Origin of the sequence: Aequorivita echinoideorum (genome assembly GCF_018476645.1) — a bacterium.
Lineage (GTDB): Bacteria > Bacteroidota > Bacteroidia > Flavobacteriales > Flavobacteriaceae > Aequorivita > Aequorivita echinoideorum.
Genome location: NZ_JAHCTB010000002.1, coordinates 245,355 through 267,358 on the forward strand (window position 1 = coordinate 245,355; position 22,004 = coordinate 267,358).

At 39.2% G+C, this 22,004-nt stretch carries 18 protein-coding genes; 8 read left to right on the forward strand and 10 right to left on the reverse strand.

Translation table 11 applies throughout. The annotated features are described in order from the left end of the window. Positions 1-60: 60 nt before the first annotated feature. The 7 genes from KIV10_RS04835 to KIV10_RS04865 form a co-directional block, all read right to left on the reverse strand. On the reverse strand, positions 61-1,275 hold the full coding sequence (locus KIV10_RS04835; protein WP_214112755.1) for a bifunctional folylpolyglutamate synthase/dihydrofolate synthase: 1,215 nt from the start codon (positions 1,273-1,275) through the stop codon (positions 61-63). Between the two features lie 17 nt (positions 1,276-1,292). Then, complete coding sequence (locus KIV10_RS04840; RefSeq protein WP_214112360.1) at positions 1,293-2,111, reverse strand: energy transducer TonB; 819 nt, start codon at positions 2,109-2,111, stop codon at positions 1,293-1,295. 111 nt (positions 2,112-2,222) lie between these two features. Further along, the gene (locus tag KIV10_RS04845) at positions 2,223-2,615 is read right to left on the reverse strand and encodes an ExbD/TolR family protein (RefSeq protein ID WP_214112361.1); all 393 of its coding nucleotides are present in this window, start codon (positions 2,613-2,615) and stop codon (positions 2,223-2,225) included. Next, positions 2,615-3,313, reverse strand: coding sequence for a MotA/TolQ/ExbB proton channel family protein (locus KIV10_RS04850; protein WP_214112362.1), 699 nt, complete (start codon positions 3,311-3,313; stop codon positions 2,615-2,617). Before KIV10_RS04850 ends, KIV10_RS04845 begins: the two co-directional genes overlap by 1 nt. Before the next feature lie 47 nt (positions 3,314-3,360). Then, the gene (gene nhaD / locus KIV10_RS04855; protein ID WP_214112363.1) at positions 3,361-4,740 is read right to left on the reverse strand and encodes a sodium:proton antiporter NhaD; all 1,380 of its coding nucleotides are present in this window, start codon (positions 4,738-4,740) and stop codon (positions 3,361-3,363) included. Between the two features lie 20 nt (positions 4,741-4,760). Beyond that, positions 4,761-5,987 (reverse strand): Glu/Leu/Phe/Val dehydrogenase dimerization domain-containing protein, encoded by a 1,227-nt coding sequence (locus KIV10_RS04860; RefSeq protein ID WP_214112364.1) that lies wholly within the window; start codon positions 5,985-5,987, stop codon positions 4,761-4,763. Between the two features lie 68 nt (positions 5,988-6,055). After that, a complete protein-coding gene (locus KIV10_RS04865) occupies positions 6,056-7,117 on the reverse strand; it encodes an anhydro-N-acetylmuramic acid kinase (RefSeq protein ID WP_214112365.1) in 1,062 nt (353 codons plus the stop codon). Positions 7,118-7,325: 208 nt separating this feature from the next. On the opposite strand from KIV10_RS04865, the gene KIV10_RS04870 reads away from it, so the two are divergent. Further along, positions 7,326-8,468 carry an acyl-CoA dehydrogenase gene (locus KIV10_RS04870; RefSeq protein WP_214112366.1) on the forward strand — a complete coding sequence of 381 codons (1,143 nt, stop codon included), beginning with the start codon at positions 7,326-7,328 and terminating at the stop codon, positions 8,466-8,468. Positions 8,469-8,545: 77 nt separating this feature from the next. Here KIV10_RS04870 and KIV10_RS04875 read toward each other — a convergent pair whose 3' ends face one another. Then, complete coding sequence (locus KIV10_RS04875) at positions 8,546-10,429, reverse strand: putative porin (protein ID WP_214112367.1); 1,884 nt, start codon at positions 10,427-10,429, stop codon at positions 8,546-8,548. 158 nt (positions 10,430-10,587) lie between these two features. Here KIV10_RS04875 and KIV10_RS04880 point away from each other — a divergent pair, with 158 nt between their 5' ends. Both KIV10_RS04880 and KIV10_RS04885 read left to right on the forward strand, forming a co-directional pair. Beyond that, a complete protein-coding gene (locus tag KIV10_RS04880; protein ID WP_214112368.1) occupies positions 10,588-11,187 on the forward strand; it encodes a ribonuclease HII in 600 nt (199 codons plus the stop codon). A 157-nt stretch (positions 11,188-11,344) separates the two neighbouring features. Then, on the forward strand, positions 11,345-13,792 hold the full coding sequence (locus KIV10_RS04885) for a hypothetical protein (protein ID WP_214112369.1): 2,448 nt from the start codon (positions 11,345-11,347) through the stop codon (positions 13,790-13,792). Here the strand turns inward: KIV10_RS04885 and lipB are convergent. Further along, the gene (lipB, locus tag KIV10_RS04890) at positions 13,777-14,505 is read right to left on the reverse strand and encodes a lipoyl(octanoyl) transferase LipB (RefSeq protein WP_214112756.1); all 729 of its coding nucleotides are present in this window, start codon (positions 14,503-14,505) and stop codon (positions 13,777-13,779) included. The genes KIV10_RS04885 and lipB overlap by 16 nt on opposite strands. Before the next feature lie 105 nt (positions 14,506-14,610). Here lipB and KIV10_RS04895 point away from each other — a divergent pair, with 105 nt between their 5' ends. After that, complete coding sequence (locus tag KIV10_RS04895; RefSeq protein WP_214112370.1) at positions 14,611-16,944, forward strand: zinc-dependent metalloprotease; 2,334 nt, start codon at positions 14,611-14,613, stop codon at positions 16,942-16,944. A 72-nt stretch (positions 16,945-17,016) separates the two neighbouring features. On the opposite strand, the gene KIV10_RS04900 is transcribed toward KIV10_RS04895, so the two are convergent. Then, positions 17,017-17,550, reverse strand: a complete 534-nt coding sequence (locus tag KIV10_RS04900; RefSeq protein WP_214112371.1) for a hypothetical protein — start codon at positions 17,548-17,550, stop codon at positions 17,017-17,019. Positions 17,551-17,773: 223 nt separating this feature from the next. Between KIV10_RS04900 and lysS the strand changes: the two genes are divergently transcribed. From lysS to KIV10_RS04920, 4 genes are all read left to right on the forward strand, one after another. Continuing rightward, the gene (gene lysS / locus KIV10_RS04905) at positions 17,774-19,465 is read left to right on the forward strand and encodes a lysine--tRNA ligase (RefSeq protein ID WP_214112372.1); all 1,692 of its coding nucleotides are present in this window, start codon (positions 17,774-17,776) and stop codon (positions 19,463-19,465) included. A gap of 295 nt (positions 19,466-19,760) precedes the next feature. Then, positions 19,761-21,020 (forward strand): fibronectin type III domain-containing protein, encoded by a 1,260-nt coding sequence (locus KIV10_RS04910; RefSeq protein WP_214112373.1) that lies wholly within the window; start codon positions 19,761-19,763, stop codon positions 21,018-21,020. A gap of 126 nt (positions 21,021-21,146) precedes the next feature. Further along, on the forward strand, positions 21,147-21,572 hold the full coding sequence (locus tag KIV10_RS04915) for a hypothetical protein (protein WP_214112374.1): 426 nt from the start codon (positions 21,147-21,149) through the stop codon (positions 21,570-21,572). Positions 21,573-21,659: 87 nt separating this feature from the next. After that, positions 21,660-22,004: a hypothetical protein gene (locus KIV10_RS04920; protein WP_214112375.1), complete on the forward strand. Its 345-nt coding sequence runs from the start codon at positions 21,660-21,662 to the stop codon at positions 22,002-22,004.

Below are 22,004 nucleotides of genomic sequence, written 5' to 3' on the forward strand. Positions count from 1 at the left end.
GTTTAGAGGTTGCAAATATAGGTTAGTTTTTAATTCCCGCAAATATTTATTTGAAAAAAATTACAAAACTTCAGCTACCACAAAAGTGCTTCCACCAACAAAAACCAAATCATTTTCTCTAGCGGACTGTAAGGCAGTACGATATGCACTTTTTACCGAAATATACTCAGAGCCATTCAAACCAAAAATTTTAGCTTGGGATGCCAAAACCGATGCGTCCATACCCCGAGGAATGTTTGGTTTGCAAAAATAATAGGTGGCATTTTTAGGAAACATTGGTAATACAGAATTCAAATCTTTATCACTTACTATGCCCATTACAATATGCAAATGGTTAAAACTCTCATCTGCGAGTTGCTTTAAAACCAGTTTGAGCCCGTCCTTATTATGTCCCGTATCACAGATTATTTTTGGATTTTCATTCAAAATCTGCCATCTTCCCAATAAGCCGGTATTTTTTACGACGCTTGCCATACCGTCTGCAATATTTTTTTCTGAAATATTCCAGTTTTTTTGAAGTATTTTCAGCGCTGCCACTACTGTTTTTTTATTTTTTTCTTGATAGATTCCTTTTAAGTCTGAAACGTAATTCGGTGAATCCATTTCTTCGGCAAAAAAAATTGGCGCTTTTTTTTCCGAAGAAATATCAACAAAGATTGGTTTGGTCTCCGGATGGGTTTCGCCAATAACCACCGGAACATTTCTCTTTATAATCCCAGCTTTTTCCACAGCTATCTTAGCCAGGGAATTTCCCAAAAACTGTGTGTGGTCCAGCCCTATATTTGTAATGACAGAAATTTCTGGAATAATTATATTAGTACTGTCCAACCTGCCGCCCATTCCCACTTCAATAATGGCTATGTCCACTTTTTCATTTCTGAAAAAATCGAAGGCCATCCCGACAGTCATTTCAAAAAAGGAAAGTTTATTTTCTTCAAAATACCGTTTATTTTCATTTACAAAATCCAAAACTTTTTCTTCGGAAATCTTTTCACCATTCAACTTTATTCGTTCCCGAAAATCTTTTAAATGAGGTGAAGTGTACAGCCCCGTTTTATAACCAGCTTGTTGAAAAATGGAAGCGAGCATATGGCTGGTGCTCCCTTTGCCATTGGTTCCCGCAACGTGAACACTTTTAAAACTTCTCTCTGGATTTTGAAGATAATCGGCGAGATTTATGGTAGCGGTCAAATCTGCTTTATAGGCTGATTGTCCCACTCGTTGGTACATGGGCAATTGGTTAAAAAGCCAGTTAATAGTTTCAGAATAGTTGATACCCTTCGATTTTTTGATTATTCAGAAAGACTGAATTTGTAGATAATCTTGCCAATCTGTTTTGCAGGAGCCTTATCATCAGAATTGAATCTGGTAGCCATTGCCGCACGTTTGGCAGGTTCCAGCAAACAACGTGAGTTATTCGTGGTACCGCGGACTCCTGGTGTTGCATTGATTACTTTTCCATTCCGGTCCACTTCAATACTTACTACCACAGTTCCAGCTTCATTGCAATCTTGAACAAATTTTTCTTTATTCAATGCTTTTCTACCGCCAAGTAAATAATTTCCATCGCCATCAAGTCCTTTACCGGTTCCGTAGTAACTGCTAGCATTGGGATCGCCGTTTGGGTCTCCCTTATCGCCGGGAGAACGGTCATTACCCTCACCGCCTTTTGCCGAACCATCACTCTTTGGGCCGTTGAGTATGCTTGAAAGCGCATCGGTCGTGGATTTGTCTGGCTTTGGATCTGGTTTTTTCACCTCTTTTTTAGGCTCTTCTTTAACTGGAGTTTCCTTTTGCTCTTTTACGGGCTTCTCGTTTTTTATCACGGGAGCATCTTCCGTTTCCTGCGTGACAACTTCTTCTTTAATGTCTGCTTTTGGTTGTGAAATTGGCTCCGATGTTGCCTTTTGTGGCGCCGATTGTATTTTTTCCGTAGGCTGGATATTACCGCTTCCTGTATCGGTAGTTCCAAAATTTACCGCAATTCCCTGTTCCAATGGTGGATCCAAATACTTCATCCCAACAAAAAACAAAAGAATAAGTAAGAGCACGTGCATGACCACCGTTATGGTCATACTTTTACGCTTATGCTCTGTGTCTAATATATTCAAGGTTTAAAATTTAAGATTCAGGGTTGGGAGATATAGTTTGTGGTAAAAATTGTCAAAACTTTTGAAAAATTCTGTTTGGAAAGTTTCGTAATTCTTTTGAATAATCGCAACTTAATTTGGCCGGACGGCAAGCACCACCTTGAAATTATTTTTATTCGCAATATCCATGACAAACACAGCATCCTCAATGGGAACGCCTTCCTCGGCTCGCAAAATTATAGTCGGTTCTTCTTGGCCATTCAATGCGTTTTTCAATTCGCTTTCAATGCTATATTCGCTCACGCGCTCTTTGTTTACGTAATATGCACCATCTTTGGTAATACTTACAGAGGCTTTCTGCACATTCGAGGTCTTCCCTTTTGCCTTCGGAAGTATTAAATCTAAAGCATCTGGCGTAATTGCAGGGGAGGTAAGCAGGAAAAAAACCAATAGCAGGAATACTATATCCGTCATAGAACTCATACTGAATTCTGCACTTACTTTATTTCTTCCTCTTAAATTCATTAGGCAGGTTCATTTAAAATATCAAGGAAATCTACCGCAGTTGCTTCCATCTGGTGCACAACTTTATCGGTTTTCACTACAAGATGGTTATAACCCATATAAGCGATAATACCTACTATTAATCCCGCAACGGTTGTAGTCATGGCCGTATAGATACCTTCGGCAAGACTGCCCATTTCAGCCTGTCCGCTACTGGTTGCCAATTGATGAAATGCCAATACCATCCCTATTACCGTACCCAAGAAACCAATCATAGGTGCGGCGCCCGCAATAGTGGCAAGGACACTCACATTTTTTTCAAGTTTATATACTTCCAGACGTCCGGCATTTTCTATTGCCGTGTTAATATCTTCCAATGGACTTCCTATACGGGAGATTCCCTTTTCGGTTAAGTTGGCTACCGGTGTTTTATGCTGCGCGCACAATAATTTTGCTGCTTGAATATTTCCCGACGAAACGTTATCCCTTATTTGATGCATAAAATTGTTATCCATTTTTGAAGCAGCCTTTATAGCAAAAAGCCTTTCAAAATAAATGTAAACGGCAACAAAAAGCAGTACAAAAAGTACGGCGATAATAATTTGCCCGGCAACTCCTCCATTCATAAGGAGTTCCATTATGGAAAGGGTCTTTTCTTCAACAACAGGTTCAACATCCTGTGCGACTTCTGCCCCATCCTGAATAAAAAAATTAAGCATAAAAAGGTTTTAGTTTAGTGGATAACGAAATTAATTACTTGAAATTGTTAAACGTGATGAAATATCACCCTTTCAAATAAAAGGAAGACCCCGGCACCAGCTATGAAGCCCAAGAATGCGAGCCAGGAAATTTTCTTGAGATACCAAATGAAATCGATTCTTTCCATTCCCATTGCTGCAACACCAGCTGCTGACCCAATTATCAACATACTTCCACCCGTACCGGCGGAGTATGCTATAAAATGCCAAAGTACAGAGTCCATCGGTAAATCGTACATTCCCATGGAAGCTGCAACAAGCGGGACGTTATCGATGATTGCTGAGAAAATACCGAGCAATATTACAACCACGTCCTGATTAGGAATGGCATTTTGAAGAACCTCAGCGAGATATCGTAATGTTCCAACTTCTTCCCCATCGACTACTCCATAGACCAAAGCCTCCAGTCCTCCTACTGCCATCAAAATTCCCAAGAAGAAAAGAATACTGGAAATCTCGATTCGAGAAAGTGCTTTATGCGCCGAATACAAGTGCCTTCTCTCTTTACTGAAGTCCTCTTCTGGGTGAATATATTCTGAAACCAACCAAACAACTCCAAGCGCAAGCATCATCCCCATGTAAGGCGGTAAATGCGTCAATGTTTTAAATATGGGTACAGAGACAATCATCCCAAGACCTAAAAAGAGCATTGTTCTGCTGCTCAATAGCTTTTCGTCCTCATTATCTTGACGGGAATCAATGGCTATTGTCCCTCTGAATACTGGCATGTAACTAGCAATACCAAACGGAATCAAGAAACATACAATAGCGGGAAGCACAACAAATTCAATAAGTCCGCCCGCTGAAACCAATTTGGCAATCCAAAGCATCGTAGTGGTTACATCCCCAATTGGAGACCAAGCGCCACCCGCATTTGCCGCAATAACGACAAGAGCAGCGTACCAAAGCCTATCCTCACGTTTGTGAATCAATTTTCTGAGCAGGGTTATTAAAACGATGGTTGCCGTAAGATTATCAATTATTGCCGAAAGTATAAATGCCAAAATACCGATAATCCACAATAATTTTCGCTTACTTTTAGTTTTTACCGCTCCTTTTAAAATTTCGAAACCTCGGTGAAGATCAATGATTTCAACGATGGTCATCGCACCAATCAGAAATATTAAAATTTCTGCCGTCTTCCCTAGATGATGCAGCAACGTTCCCTCAAAACCTTCCATTGCCGTTTCGCCACCAGATAAATAGCTGAAAGCCTGTTCTTCGCTATTGATTACGTCAAACCAGCCGTTCATAAATCCAATTGCTAACACAGCCCATATAAGTGATGCCATGATAAGCGCAGGGACTGTTTTGTCAAGTTTCAGTGGATGCTCGAGTGTAATTGAAAGATATCCAATTACAAAAATTAAGATTATTATTGAAGCCATAATTATTGAATTTCTTTAGGTTACAACAACTGTTTTAGTGCAATTTCAAATGCGGTTTTGCTTATGTTGGTTTTTGTGCTGTTGTTGTCGAAAGTATTTTGGATTGCATTTTTTATGGTAATGGAAGTATCGTTGAAGATAGCCTCATCCGTCATTTGCACTTTCCGCTCCATAAAATAGGCGAAAACACGTGCCATCCCACAGTTGCTTATGAAATCCGGGATTAAACTTACGCGCTCGTCGGTAAATTCCATAATGGGACCGAAGAAAATTTCCTTGTCCGCAAAAGGCACATTGGCACCGCAGCTTATTACCTCAAGCCCAGACGCTATCATTTCTGAAATCTGTTCTTTGGTAACCAATCTTGAAGCAGCGCAGGGAGCGAATATTTCAGTTTCTAGTTTCCAGATTTTATCATTTATTTCATCAAAAGGCATCATTTTTTCAGCAATGAGCGTATTGCCATTTTTCTGAAGGAACAATTGTTTTATTTCTTCAAAAGAAAATCCATCTTTATTGATTATGCCACCATTGCGGTCTATAATACCAACAACCTTGGCTCCCATTTGCGCAAGATAATATGACGCAGCTGCACCCACATTTCCAAATCCTTGCACCACCGCGCGCTTTCCCTCCACATTGCCTCCATAAATATCGTAATAATGGCGCACGGCTTCGGCAACTCCGTAACCGGTAATCATATCTGCAACAGTATATTTTCGGGAAACATCCGGTGAGTAATGCTCGTTCTCCAAGACTTTGATCACACCTTGGCGCAGTTGCCCAATTCTGTTGATTTTATCTGCTTCGGTTGGGGAAAAATGACCGTTAAAAACACCTTCCTGTGGATGCCAAACGCCACTTTCTTCGGTAATAGGGATCACTTCATGAATTTCATCTACATTCAAATCGCCCCCAGTGCCATAATAAGCCTTTAACAGAGGCGAAACCGCCTTGTACCAACGCTCCAAAACCCCTTTTTTCCGCGGATCTGATGGATCAAAATTTATCCCAGATTTGGCGCCGCCAATGGCAGGTCCAGAAACGGTGAATTTTACTTCCATGGTTTTGGCGAGCGAAAGCACTTCGTTCATATCCAGTCCGCTGCGCATTCGGGTTCCACCACCTGCGGCGCCTCCGCGCAGTGAATTTATGACCGTCCAGCCTTCGGCTTCGGTTTCGGGGTCATTCCAGTGAAAAACGATTTCGGGTTCTTTGCTTTCGTACTTGTTGAGTAAATCCTTCATTCAATAGGTGAGTTTCGCCAACAAATATAAAAAACTTGAAAAGTGTTTATGTTGATTTTAGATAAAATTTATGGGAAGAATATTTTCCCCGAATCATGATCGCGAACCGCGCCAGTAACGCTCGCTAGACAATTATTCTCACCCCGAAGTTTTAAAACCCCCAAAAACCCAAAAACCAGCGCTTCTTTGAATTCCACGATTTCAGGTTGCGGAATTTTTATTTCAACCGAAGTGTTTGCCTTCAACCTTTCCATTAAAAAAGAATTATACGCTCCGCCACCCGTTATTAAAACCGAAGCCTTTTCAGGGAATTGGTTTGCCAATTGTATGGCAACATGCTCGGTAAAGGTTCGTAAAATATTCTCTTCGGAAAGTTTTGAGGCTGTCAACACTGGGAATATGAATTTATTTACCCATTCCACACCCAGCGACTTCGGTGGGTTTTCAGAATAAAATTTCAATGAATTTAATTGCCGAAGCAGATTATCATCTATAGTTCCCGATCTGGCGAAATCTCCATCTTCATCAAAATCCTTCCCTAATTTTTCGGCATATTTATTCAGGACGATGTTTGCCGGACAAATGTCAAAAGCAATCCTTTTTCCATTTTTTTCAAAAGAACAATTGGCGAAGCCGCCCAAATTCAAGCAATAGTCATATTCCGGAAAAAGCATTCTATCGCCAATGGGCACAAGCGGCGCACCTTGCCCACCAAGCTCCACATCTTGTTTTCTGAAATCACATACTACGGTATGTCCCAGCATTTTCGCGATGCGCGGAATATTTCCTATTTGATATGTAAAACCCTTTTCTGGCTGATGAAAAATGGTATGGCCGTGACTGCAAATAGCATCGATTTCTAAAATGTTATTTTTCTTTATGAAGTTCAGAATTTCATTGCAAAGTTTTTCGGTGTATTTAAAATCAAGCCGATCTAATTTTACTTCGGAATATTGAATCGCATTTTTTAGCTCATTTCTCCAAAAGACACTGTATGGAACGGTTTCCGCAGTTATTATTTCAAAATCCCATTTGCCTTCAGAATACTTAAAATTAATTTCCGCCAAATCAATTCCGTCCAGCGAGGTTCCACTCATGACTCCTATAATATGGTAGCTTTCCTTTTTCAATTTATTTCTAAAAAATGATGTTTAAAGATAGGAAGGAAGTTGTTATAAATCCCAAATAACTCGCAGCAAATCCCGAATAAACAACAAATGGCAGATTCTAAATTACGAACATTCATACCTCATCTGGGATTTGGTATTTGTTTTTAGAATTTGCTTTTTATAAGTACCTTTGCTTTTCTTTATTAAAAAATTTTATTTCAAAAAGCTTATGGATTTCAGTCTATCCGAAGAACACCTAATGATTCGCGACGCTGCTCGCGACTTTGCCCGCACTGAACTTTTGCCGGGTGTAATTGAAAGGGACAACCTTCAAAAATTTCCGACCGAACAAGTCAAAAAAATGGGCGAGCTCGGTTTTTTGGGAATGATGGTAGACCCAAAGTACGGCGGCGGCGGAATGGATACCGTTAGCTATGTGCTGGTTATGGAGGAATTAAGCAAGATTGACGCTTCTTGCTCCGTAATTGTTTCCGTGAATAATTCCTTGGTATGCTATGGCCTGCAAGCCTACGGCACCGAAGCGCAAAAAGAAAAATATTTGACCAAATTGGCCACGGGCGAGTCCATCGGTGCTTTCTGCCTGAGCGAGCCGGAAGCCGGAAGTGATGCTACTTCGCAGCGAACAACTGCAATTGATAAAGGCGATCATTATGTGCTGAATGGTACCAAAAACTGGATTACCAACGGCGGTAGCGCAGATTATTATTTGGTAATAGCACAGACTGATAGAGACAAAAAACACAAGGGAATAAATGCTTTTATCGTTGAAAAGGGCTGGGACGGATTTGAAATTGGCCCGAAAGAAGATAAATTGGGCATCCGCGGAAGCGATACACATTCCTTGATTTTTAATGATGTTAAAGTGCCCAAGGAAAACCGCATAGGCGAAGATGGCTTTGGGTTTACGTTTGCCATGAAAACACTTTCCGGAGGAAGAATTGGTATTGCCGCACAGGCTTTGGGCATAGCCTCTGGCGCTTATGAGCTGGCCCGCGATTATTCAAAAGTGCGAAAAGCGTTTGATACAGAAATCTGCAACCACCAAGCCATTGCTTTTAAATTGGCAGATATGCACACCTCGATAACTGCTGCGCGGCATATGGTTATGAAAGCGGCTTGGGACAAAGACCAAGGCCATAATTATGATATGAGCGGTGCTATGGCAAAATTATACGCTTCAAAAACTGCGATGGATGTTACTGTGGAAGCCGTCCAAGTGCACGGAGGCAACGGTTATGTGAAGGAATACCACGTGGAGCGGTTGATGCGCGATGCAAAAATCACACAGATTTACGAAGGTACTTCTGAAATTCAAAAAATAGTGATTTCCCGAGGATTGTTGAAAGATTAATTTTCAGAAAAGAATTTAAATTTTATAATATTAAAAACCCGCCAAAATGCTTGGCGGGTTTTTATTTAGGAGAGATTTTATAGGAAGAAATCCCAAACCAGTCCAAACCGCAACACAGCATCCCGATACGGATATCCCGGTGCGGAAAAATAATTGTTCTGGCTTGAAAATATGGAGGTGAAATTCTCATAAATGAAAAATATGCGTGTCTGCCTGATTTTCGCATTGAAGAAAATATCCAACAGCGGAAAACCTCCCAATTCCTGATTATTCTGGACATAAAATTCTGCCAATACGGGATCGTAGGCGTTCATATTATATTTGGCGAAATACTTAAAAGTCATTCCCGTTTGCAGGTACAACGCACGCTTAAACCAATGATCTTCATAATAAAGTGAATTTCTTGTGATGAGATTGGGTACATTGAAACTGTTTTCGCCACCCAAAACCTGCTGGTACAGCACCGTATTTTCCAGCGCAAAATTGCCGTATCTAAATTCCTTTTGCGCCTTGATCTTTAAGTAATTGATACGTTCCGAAGCTTGGAACGGCGAAGGAGTAGAATCATTTTCACGAATTCCGAAATAGGTATAATCATCAATACCCGTATAGGTTACGGAAGCACTACCAAATTTTCTCGTCTCCAATTCAAACTTAAATTCTTGGGTTTTTACGTTTTCCAGCTCGTTTCTCCAGTTGTAATTCACATAATCATTTTGATATAGTTGAAAATTGAAATTGGGCGCCACGGAATGTACGGTGAGCGAAGCCTCAGCCCTGTACTCATCATTCAGATTATACGATGCAGCCCCAGTCAAGTAATTACCGTCAAATTCTCCAGCAACATTGATGGCACCTTTTCCGGAAAGTTGAAATCCGCGGTATTCTTTTTTGTAAGCTGCGCCGGCTTCAATAATATTTCCTTTGATTCTATTGGGAATTCTGCCTTCGTCGAGAATCAAAACCGAATCGTACCCATAATTAAAATCTGTAAAGCCCGCCCAAGCTGTAATTTTTCCGAAGAGGGAATTATCAAAATCTGCATACGCCTTCGCATTGAAATCTTCCAATTTGGTTTTGGTAAATAAATCTGCCGTTACATAACTGGGGCCAAATTCAGAAAAAGGCGCCACCTGATTATATCTAAAAAATTTATCCTCGTAATTGAGTACATTTCCCAAGGTCAGCACCGCGTAACCCGTGCTATCGCGCTGGCTTATCAATTCATATTGATGGTCTGCGTAAAAGCGTAGTCCTTCAAGTTTATTTTCGGCATCCTCAAATTTCACGTCAAGCCTTCCGCGATCCGTAAATTCAGAATCATCTGTTATGAAAAGTTGAAGCGAATTATCCGTGAGCCCACCATTTTCTTCATTCTTTATGTCTTGCGCCGCCACGTGTATGCGCGCGGTATATCTTCTGTTCTTTGTGTGATAATTTGAAGTGAAGATCAAATTTCCCGTACTTGTTAAAATATGCTGGTAATTTCCCAACGATCGAACGCCCTTGTAACCGATTGAAAAATTAAACTGTGGCGAAGTATTGAGCGTAAAAAATGCATCCAGCTGCTGGCCTTGTTCGTAGGCGGTTTTAAAATAGAGTTCCGTGAGCGGTGTGGGCACGTTATAATAGTTGATGTCCTCAATTTCACGATAGTTGAAATGTTTGGATTGGGCCGTGAAAAGTGGTTTTAGGTTGAGCCTATCAAAAGAATACGCGAGCGTATTATAGGTTTGGCCCACGTTCACGAATTTTAAAAGTTCAAAATTATCCTTTCGTAAATAATTGAATTTATACTTTTTTTGAATCGTTAAGGTAGTGTCCAAATAGGTTGTGTCACGCGCCGCAGAAATAATTTTATAGTAATCAATAGGTGGCTTTTCCCGCTTTGCCGGAGGTTGCTGTGCAAAACCAATAGTAAAGCAAAAGGCAAAAAGGAAAAACAGAAATATCTTTTTCATTCGCGGAATTTCTTACACGGCAAAATAACGAAAAATAACTTCCACGATTAAAAGAAATACCAAATTACAAACGTCTAAAAAATGTAATTACGGAATTTGGGATTTTGAATTTGGGGGATTTTGAATTTTTAAAATATGGAATTTGTAATTTGCGCACGATGTTGCAACTCAAGATAAACAAACATTTAGTGGAATGCGGGGCTGATGAGGCTGGCAGAGGCTGTCTTGCCGGACCGGTGACCGCTGCGGCGGTAATATTGCCAGAAAATTTTGAGCATCCATTTTTAACCGATTCCAAGCAACTTTCAGAAAAAAAACGTCATTTGTTACGTGAAATAATTGAACGTGAGGCCATCTGTTTTAAGGTGATCCATGTGATGATGGAAGAAATTGACGCCATTAATATTCTGAATGCTTCTATTTTGGCGATGCACCGCGCCATTGAAGGATTATCTTGTGCGCCACAATTTATTGCAGTCGATGGCAATAGATTTAAATCCTTCCAGGAAATTCCCCATGAATGTGTGGTAAAAGGCGATGGTAAATATCTGCACATTGCGGCGGCCTCCATTCTTGCAAAAACCTATAGAGACGATTATATGATGGCGCTGCACGAAGAATTTCCGCAATATAACTGGAAGCAGAACAAGGGGTATCCCACACTGCAGCACCGCGCGGCCATCAGGGAATTTGGCAGCAATCATTTTCACCGAAAGAGTTTCAAACTGCTTCCGGAACAATTGGAACTGGATCTTTAGATTTTTAGAATGTTGGATTATTGGATTGTTGGATTTTTTTTCTAATTTTCTAAATATCGAAAAATCCAAAAATCCAAAATCCCATTGTTGAAAACCCGTAGATAACCTATTTTTGGCCATTTCAAAAACAGGGGTCACTCTTGCTATCTTTGTATCTATGGGAAATTTTTTGGGGAAAGCGATTGCTTCCATTTTAAGTATTGTTACGGTTGCTGTTTTTTTGGTGGGTTGCGAAAATTCTTCAGAAAAGACGGGGACGCTGATGGATTTTGTGCCACAAGGTGCATCGCTGGTGTTTAAGATTTCAAATTTTGAAACAGTGCGCGGCGATATTGAAAGTAATGCATTGCTATCAAAATTTGGTGAAAGTTCCCCATATTTATTGATTTCAAAAAGTACTTTTCTTCAGAATTTACGGCCCAAGAACGAAAGTGTTCTTTCCATAAATAAAATCGATGATTCCACTTCATTTTACACATTTATAAGCAAACAGCATCCACAACTTTTTGTAACAGATTCCTTAAAAGACAAAACAATTGAAACGTTGACCGTTGATGACTTTTCGTTCCAAAGGGTAACACTGGCGAAGGAAACCGTTTACACAACTACCGTGGACAGTATTTTTATTGCTTCCTCCTCGCAAAAAATTCTTCAGGAAATCTTGAAGGGAAACACTGAAAAAGATGAAACCTTTGGCAAAGTTTACAACCTTCCAAACGCTGGACAATTAACCGCACTGCTTCGCGAAAACAATGTTTCATTGCCAGATTCGGCGAAGGTAAACTTTACCTCGTGGTCCGCGCTGAATTTGCAATTAAGCCCCGAATCGCTTACCGCAACGGGCATCACGCTTGCAACGGATACAATTCCGCAATTACTGAATATTTTCAAGGATCAAATTCCGCAACCGAACGGTGTTGCAGATTTGGCGCCGGCAAATGCACGCGGCGCTCTCAGCTTCACCTTTAACGATGCCGAAAAATTTCAAAAGGAATTACGAATTTTCCGAGGCGAAAATGAAAATGCTGGGACCACCGGTATTTTTGGCTCTGTAAGCGAAGCGGGCAAAATAGACTTGGGCAACAGCATCTCATTCTTCGTAAAAAGTATTGACCCATCCTTGACCACAGATGTGTTGGCACGTTACCTCACGCTCGAGAATTCGTTCCGTGAGGTGGAAATTAGCGCCTTCAGCGAACCAGATTTGTTCAAAAGAACTTTTGCGCCTTTGCTGGATGGAGCCAATGCGAATTATATTTTTCAGTTGGAAAATTTCTTCGTTTTTACTGAAAACGTGTCCGATGCCGAAACAATAATTTCAGCATTTCAAAATAATTCAACCCTAAAAAATACGACTGCGTTTGAAGAAAATGCCCCCGTTTTAAGCAACGCATCCTCACTCTTGATTTTAAAAATGAAAGGCGATTTTGGCAAGGATATTTCACTTTTTTTAAATGAAAAATCTGAGACACTCAAAAATGCTTCATTTGATGGAATTCCGCTGGCGGCAATTCAATTTAGTTATGATAGGAATTTTGCGCACGTAACTTTTACATGCAAGGAAACTTCTGGTGGGGCTGTAAAAGTAGGCGGAAGTATTTCAGAAAAATTCAATACCAAACTGGAAAATGCACTTTTGGGCGCACCACAACTTTTCGGAAATGGGACAAATGTAGTGACTCAGGATATTTCAAATGTGCTCTATTTTATTTCGGAAAGTGGAAAAATACTTTGGAAGAAAAAATTGGAAAATGCCATTTTGGGAAAAATTCAAGAAATAGATATTTATGGGAATGGCAATAAACAATTGGCTTTTGCAACTAAAAATAATTTTTACATAATTGATAGAAACGGAAATGATGTTACAGGTTTTCCCATCAAGTTTCGCGATAACGTAACGCAGCCGCTTTCGGTATTTGATTATGACAATAACCACAATTACAGGTTTGTAATCACACAGGGGAAACAAGTTTTGATGTATGATAAAGGCGGAAAAACGGTCAAAGGTTTCGGGTTCGAAAAGGCAAAATCCGCAATTGTCCAACCTCCGAAACACATACGTATGGGCAACAAGGATTATATTTTGATTGCTGAGGAAAATGGAAAACTGAATATTTTGAGCAGGGTGGGTAAAACGCGCGTTTCAGTTTCAAAAGATTTTGATTTTTCTGAAATACCGGTGGCTGAGGAAGACAGTTATTTTGTAGTAATTACGAAGGACAACACGAAAATTAGGATTGACCAAAACGGTAAAATTTCAACCCAAAAACTTGATGTGGGCGGCAGTTATTGGTTTGCAATGGAGGGCAATACAAAAGCGACGCTTGATGACAACCTGTTGCGAATTGATGGAAAATTGGCCGAGCTTCCCATTGGTCTATATTCAAAACCACAACTTTTTACTGTGGACAGAAATGTATATGTAACCATTACCGAAACACAGGAAAATAAGGTGTATGTTTTTGATGAAAGTGCGAAAATTGTAGACGGATTTCCCATTTATGGAACCTCTACCGCCACATTGGCCGAGGGTGGACCACGAAAATCCATTGCAATTGCGGTTAAGGGAGAATCAGATACTGTTATTTACTACTTGATGAATTGAGCTGGGGAGCCTTCTTTTACTAATATTGCTTCAAAAAGATTTAAAAAATGCCTTACCAATTTTCCCTGGACTTCTTCTATTGAAATTTCGGCCTTTCCCAATTCTACATTCAAAGATGTAACTGCTTTGCCTTTAATTCCGCAGGGAATCATATTATCGAAATACCCCAAATCCGCATTGACATTTAGGGCAAAGCCGTGCATGGTAACCCATCTGCTCGCGCGTACGCCCATCGCGCAAATTTTTCGCGCAAATGGCGTTGCCACATCCAGCCAAACGCCGGTCTCCCCACTGCTTCTTTCAGCTTTTAAACCATATTCTTTTAAAGTAAGAATTACCATTTCTTCCAGCAGGCGAAGATATTTATGGATATCGGTAAAAAAATTTTCCAAATCCAGAATTGGGTAGCCCACAATCTGGCCAGGGCCGTGGTAGGTAATGTCCCCACCTCTATTTATCTTGTAAAAATTAGCCCCTATTTTTAATAAATTTTCTTCGGAAATCAATAAATTTTGGATGTCCCCACTTTTTCCCAGGGTATATACGTGCGGATGTTCCACAAAAAGAAGATAATTGGGAGTAATGGCGGAAGCATTTTGCTTTCGGTTGTTACTTTTTATATCAAGAATTTCATTGAAAAGTTTTTCTTGATATTCCCAAATTTTCTTGTAATCCTGCAATCCTAAGTTTTCTACGTGCAATAATTTATTCACTCCTATTTGAATGTAATTTTTTACAAAATTATAATTTAAAAATTTGATCACGGTTTGCTTTAATATTTTATGTGAATTTGATGATGCGTAATTATGTAAAAATCGATGAAAAATTCATCAAATTCGTTCAAGACTGTTATATTTACAGTTCTAAATATTCAAATAATCATTTTTAAGATGAAAAAAAGTACCATTAAATCCATTGTGGTATTATCCTTCTCGCTATTTTGCTTTGGGATGTACGCACAAAGTTCTTCTAAGATTTGGACTTCCATTTCTGAAAGAGCGACAGAATCTAAAGCGAAGGAAGTTCGAAATTCAATTCCTTCAGACTATAAAATTTATAGTTTAAATTCTTCTGCTTTATTATCTTCTTTGAACAACGCACCGGCGCGTGCGAATGTAAAAAATTCCACAGTTGTTATTGAATTTCCTGTGGCGAATGGGGAAATGCAGCGTTTTAAGGTTGCAGACGCACCAACCTTCTCTCAAGGGTTGCAGCAAAAATTTCCAAACATCCGCTCATTTGTAGGTCAAGGTATTGATGACCCAACTGCAATTGCGAGATTCAGTACTTCTCCAAATGGAGTTAGTGTGATGATTCAATCTGCAAAAAATGCAACGTTCTATATTGATCCCTATACTACAGATAGACAAGCATACATCGGGTATTCTAGAAATACATTACCAGCTTCCACTGATCCTTTTTTGTGTATGGTGGAAGAGGAAATGGGTCCAAGAGCAAATACCTCTGGTAACGAATATGAAATACAAAATGCTGATGACGGTAAATTAAGAACCTTTAGACTAGCGCTTGCCTGTACAGGAGAATACGCACAATACCATTGGCAAGTTATTCAGCAAATACCTGCAAGTGCCCCAGATTCTGAAAAAATTGCAGCCGTACTAACCTCTATGAACGTAGCGATGACACGAGTAAATGGCATTTATGAAAGAGATTTGGCAGTAACCATGGAACTAGTACCTAACAACGACGAAATCATATTTCTCAATGCCAGTACCGATCCTTATACCAATAATAACGGCTCTACTATGTTAGGTCAAAATCAATCAACTGTAGATAATATCATCGGTTCCGCAAACTATGATATTGGTCATGTTTTTAGTACTGGAGGTGGCGGTATAGCACAATTACGTTCTCCTTGTGTATCTGGAAGTAAAGCGAGAGGAGTAACCGGTTTGCCGTCACCTATAGGAGATCCCTTCTACATAGATTACGTATGCCACGAAATGGGTCACCAATATGGTGGTAATCATACTCAGAACAATAATTGTCAAAGATCTAATGCATCATATGAGCCAGGAAGCGCCTCTACCATTATGGGATATGCGGGTATTTGCCCTCCGAATGTTCAGAATGTGAGTGACGATTATTTCCACGCTATAAGCATTCAAGAAATGTGGAATAACGTACGCTTTGGACAAAGTCAATGTGGAGCTGAAAGTGCCACTAACAATCTTCCCCCTGTTGCAGATGCCGGTGAGGATTATACAGTCCCAAAATCTACTCCATTGATGTTAACAGGAAGTGCTACAGACCCTGATGGAGATGCACTTTCATATTGCTGGGAGCAATTTAATAATCAAGTAGCTCCTATGCCACCACAAAACACATCTACTACAGGGCCGGCATTTAGATCAGTTGAGCCTACTACCTCCCCTGTGAGATATCTACCTGCTATTGGTACAGTTTTAAATGGTCAAACACAAAATACTTGGGAAGTTATTCCTTCTGTGGGAAGAAATATGAATTTCAGACTTACCGTTAGGGATAATGCTGCCAATGGAGGATCATCGGCTAATGATAACATGCTTATAGTTTTTGATGGCAATTCTGGGCCATTTGTGGTTACTTCGCAAACGGATGCTACAACTTGGACTACGCAAACTACAGAGACTGTTACCTGGGATGTAGCCGGTACGGATGTAGCGCCAGTAAATTGCGCTAATGTTGATATCCTTTTCTCAACAGATGGTGGTCAAACGTACGATATTACTATTGCATTGAATGTTCCAAATACAGGAACTGCAACCATTGATGTGCCAAATATTAATACCACTACCGGTAGAATGATGATCAAGGGATCTGACAATATTTTCTACAATGTAAATGGTGATGTTATTACCGTTCAAGGAGAACTATCCACAGAAGATTTCGCTTTTGAGAATTTTGCAGTTTATCCAAACCCATCAAATGGAACTTTTAATCTTTCGTTCAAACCTGCTTCAAATGATGATATCAATGTTTCGCTTTATGATTTAAGAGGAAGATTGATCAACGAGTTTGTTTTTGATGATGCTTCAGCAGGAACAACATTCAACAAAGCGCTTGATTATGGTTATATAAACAGCGGAATGTATTTCTTGGTAGTTAAAAATGGAAATAAAGTAACGACGAAAAAGGTTGTTAAAAATTAATTCCTAAAATATATTACAACTAAAAAGGCTGTCAAAAATGACAGCCTTTTTTATTTTATGAGATTGAAAAATTTATATTTGAACCGTTTCTGAAATATGGGAAATAACCTGTGTTGTTTTATCTGTTGTAAATTTTAAATCCATTGAAATGGTATTCCCATTTTTCTCCAGTAATAATTTTCCATTATCAATAGTATAAAAACCCGCATCCCTACAGAAACATTGTCTTCCAAAGAGCATCTTAACATCCTTTAATGCAACTCCTTCTTTATTCATATTAGTGGTTGATGCTGGAATTTCAAAATGGATTGTTTCCATATAATCCCCGTCCGCAGTACCTTCAGGGCCTTTTTTCTCGTAGGTATAAACTACAACCATATTATCACCAGCTTCAATCTGCGGATAGAGTGCGCCCGTTCCGTCTTCCTGAACCATTAATTTTTTATTTTTTTGAACCTTAACGGTGCAAGTCCCGCCGTTGGGACATTCTTGGTTCTTCACGCTTACCATTTTAGTGGGATTTTTTTCCGTTGTGGTTGATGTAGTGTTGGGGCTTTTGCAAGCATTCAACATCAAAAGTGGGATACATAAATAAAAAGCTTTCATAATGTGTTATTAGTTAGTGAATATTCAATTTTAATAAGAATGATATGTTCATAAAATTTCATAGGTTTTAATGTTCTGAAATTTTTCATATAAAACAAATTTACGATTATTATCAATACACAAAGTTTATTCCGAAAGAGCGGCCATCGGTTTTCGAAATCTCAACTTTCGCATTTCGAAATTCTATTTCCTATCTTTGCAAACTTATTTTTATATCACACACATGCAACTTTCTGAACTTGAATTAATACGAAGGGAAAAACTTTCACAATTGCGCGCTCTTGGCATCAACCCCTATCCCGCAGATTTATACCCCGTAGACAATACTTCAAAAAAGCTAAAAGAATCTTTTGAGGAAGGAAAAAAAGTTATAATTGCCGGAAGGCTTATGTCAAGAAGGATTCAAGGAAAGGCTTCTTTTGCTGAGCTCCAGGATGCTGATGGAAAAATCCAAGTTTATTTTAACCGGGATGAAATTTGCCCAGGCGAGGATAAAACACTTTATAACGAAGTTTACAAAAAATTACTGGACATAGGCGATTTTATTGGTATTGAAGGCGAACTATTCAAAACACAAGTAGGTGAAAAGACCGTGATGGTAAAAAACTTTATGCTGTTGAGCAAAGCCTTAAAACCCCTACCACAACCAAGGGTTGATGCGGATGGGAAAGTGCACGATGCTTTTACAGACCCGGAACAGCGTTATCGCCAGCGCTATGCAGATTTGGTCGTGAACCCGCATGTAAAAGAAGTTTTTGTGAAAAGGACGAAACTTTTTAACGCCATGCGCTCTTTTTTTAACGAAAGAGGCTATTTTGAAGTTGAAACCCCAATATTGCAACCCATTCCCGGTGGCGCTGCGGCAAAACCATTTGTTACCCACCACAATTCGCTTGATATTCCGCTTTATATGCGCATTGCCAATGAGCTTTACCTGAAAAGATTGATCGTTGGCGGTTTTGATGGGGTGTATGAATTCTCAAAAAACTTCAGAAATGAAGGAATGGACAGAACGCACAATCCTGAATTTACGGCGATGGAAATCTATGTGTCGTATAAGGATTACAACTGGATGATGGATTTTTGTGAGCAGTTGCTGGAATTCTGTGCCAAAGAAGTTAATGGCACTTCAAAAGCGACTTTTGGCAAGCATGAAGTAGATTTTAAAGCGCCCTATCCACGTGTAACAATGGCGCAGGCTATCGAAAAATATACTGGTTTTGATATTACCGGAAAAACCGAGGATGAAATTCGTGAAGCAGCCCTGCAAATGAAAATAGAGGTGGATGATAGTATGGGCAAAGGAAAATTGATTGATGAAATATTTGGTGAAAAATGTGAAGCCAATTTTATTCAGCCCACATTTATTACAGATTATCCGAAGGAAATGAGCCCGCTTTGCAAAGAGCATCGGGACAATCCCGAACTTACCGAGCGATTTGAACTGATGGTTTGCGGAAAAGAGGTAGCGAATGCCTATAGCGAACTCAACGACCCAATAGATCAGCGTGAACGTTTTGAAGCACAACTCGAGCTTGCCAATAGAGGCGATGAGGAAGCCACTGCATTTATTGACTACGATTTCCTGCGCGCACTGGAATATGGGATGCCGCCAACCAGCGGAATGGGGATTGGAATGGATAGACTTATTATGTTTTTAACAAATAATGCTTCAATACAGGAAGTACTTTTCTTCCCACAAATGCGTCCAGAAAAGAAAAAAGTGGATATGACTGAGGATGAAAAATTGATTTTCAACATTCTAAAAGTCGAAAATCCAATCGCACTTGAAGCTTTAAAAACAAAAACAGGACTCAGCAATAAAAAATGGGACAAAGCCATTAAAGGATTAACCAAAAGTAAGGTTGCTTCTGTAGAAAAAACTGATGGGAATCTGGTGGTAAAGACTTCTTAAGAAAATAGAATTGTTGAATAGGACGGGAATCGCTTTTGGCGGTTCCTTTTTTTTTAGAAAAAACCACCGCCCAAAACTTTTTTCCTCCTTTTTGGCTTAAGGGGTTCCGCATCCCTACGGAAAATTTTGTGCGGTGGAAATTCTTTTTTTATTTTATAAAAACTACGGACATTAATTTCAATATAAAATGTACTATTAGCCAACGCTTACTTTCATTGAGCGAAATGTTATTTTCTGCGGAATTAATATTTTTAACGGAGGATTTTTATATTTTTAGCCCATTAATTTCATAAAAATGAAGCAACTACACTTTTTATTTTTCGGTATATTTTTTATTCTTTTTTCGTGTGGAAAGGATGATGAAACATATCAAAATATTGATTCTGAAAACCCATCTGCGCCTTCAAATTTGGTAGCATCAGATGAAACCGAAACATCACTTCGGTTAACTTGGGATGCTTCAACCGATAATATTGGGGTAACTGGATACAGAATTTATCAGGATGGAAATAATGATTTCACTTTCGTTTCACAAACTTCAGCGGTAATTGAAGGACTTCTTCCCGGAAATTCCTATAGTTTTTACGTTACAGCTATTGATGAAGAAGAAAATGAATCTGCACCCAGCAACACGGTTAATACATTCACGGTAGATACACCGCTTTCCTTTTTACCACTTTTATCTGAAATGGGTATTTTCTCTGGTAGTCTTTCTAATCTACAACCTGCCAGCGGCGTTCAACTATACGAAATCAACAGTACTTTGTTTACGGATTATGCTAAGAAACAACGTTTAATCAGACTTCCTGCGGGTCAAAAAATGAGTTATAACAATTCAGATTATCTACCACAATTTCCAGATAACACATTGATTTCCAAAACTTTTTATTACTTTATCGATGAAACAAATCCGTCCCTCGGAAAAAAGATTATTGAAACCCGAGTTATGCTAAAAGTGAATGGAGCATGGCTCGTTGGCGACTACATTTGGAATAGCGAGCAAACGGAAGCTACATATCGCGAATCTGGCAGTATTGAATCAATTAGTTATATTGATGCGAGTGGGCAAACCCAGAATATCAATTATCAAATCCCTTCAAAACAGGATTGCTTTACCTGCCATAATAACAATTCCCAAACTTTTCCTATTGGTTTGAAACTAAGAAGTCTCAATTTTACACCCAGCTACACTAGCCAAAATCAATTGGAGTATTTGACCGCAAATGGCTTTTTGGAAGGTGTCAATGCTTCAAATATTAGTGTTTTACCAGACTGGACAAATACTTCACTACTTTTGGATGATCGTGCTCGCGCTTATATGGATGTAAATTGTGCGCATTGCCATCAACCTGGAGGTAGCGTTCCATCTACTTTTGGCTTGGATCTCAGATTTGAGACCTTATTTGAGAATACCGGAATTTATGCAAACCGTGGGGAAATTGTTGCTCGATTTCAAAGTACTGTTCCCACCTATAGAATGCCCCAATTGGGCAGGACCATTGTGCACGAGGAAGCCTTACAGATGCTGGATGAATATATAGAATCCCTAGATTAAATCCACCATAAAAACTTAAAGAAAAGACCGAACGTATCGGTCTTTTTTCATTTGAATATTTTCCGTAATTAAACCTTTGGACTAAAAAAACATCAAAGTACTGTTGAACATTTAAAAATAAACAAGATGAAAAATGTAATAGTTATTTTAATGGTACTAGCCACTTTTGGCCTAAATGCACAAAATGAAAAAAGTGGGAGAATGGCAAAAAGAGCTCAAATGGAAAAGTATACCCCAGAGCAAAAGGCTGAACTTCGTTCAAAACAAATGGCGTTAAAGCTGGATCTAAATGAAGCGCAGCAAGCAAAAGTTAAACAGATTTTAGTCGAAAACAGCAAAACGAAACCTGAGCGCTCAAAAAACTGGAAAGAAATGTCTTCCGAAGAAAAATTTAAGGCCAAAAATGATATGCTGGACAGACGTATAGCTCTTAAAAAGAAAATGAAAGAAATACTAACCGAAGAGCAATTCGCTAAAATGGAAAGGGACAATAAGCAGCGGCGCAACCATTTCAAAAAAAGAAGAAGTGGTGAACAAAAAGGCAGAAAGTAACGGTTAAATAATTTTTTTGGCTTAATTATTGGTTTAGTTATATCCAATGGTTACATTAGTAACCTCAAAATTAAAAAACCAAAGACAATGAAAAATTTAATAAAAGTATTCGCCTTCTCTGCCGTAATGTTTTTAGGAGCGCAGTCAATTTCAGCTCAGTCTTTATCACAAGACCAGTCTAGACCTGAAGTGATTGCCAAAGCGGAAACCGCTAAGCTTACCGATGAGTTAGGACTGAGTGGCGACCAAAGCAGGTCTGTTTTTAGAGCCTTGGTATCAAAGCACGTGAATTACCAAAAACATATTGAAGGTAAGGATGCAAATGATGCAACCGTTGTTGCTAACAAGAAAAAATTTGATGCTTCTGAAGAAGAATTGATGAAAAAAATCTTGGACGAGAAACAATATGCTAAGTGGAAAACAATGGAATAA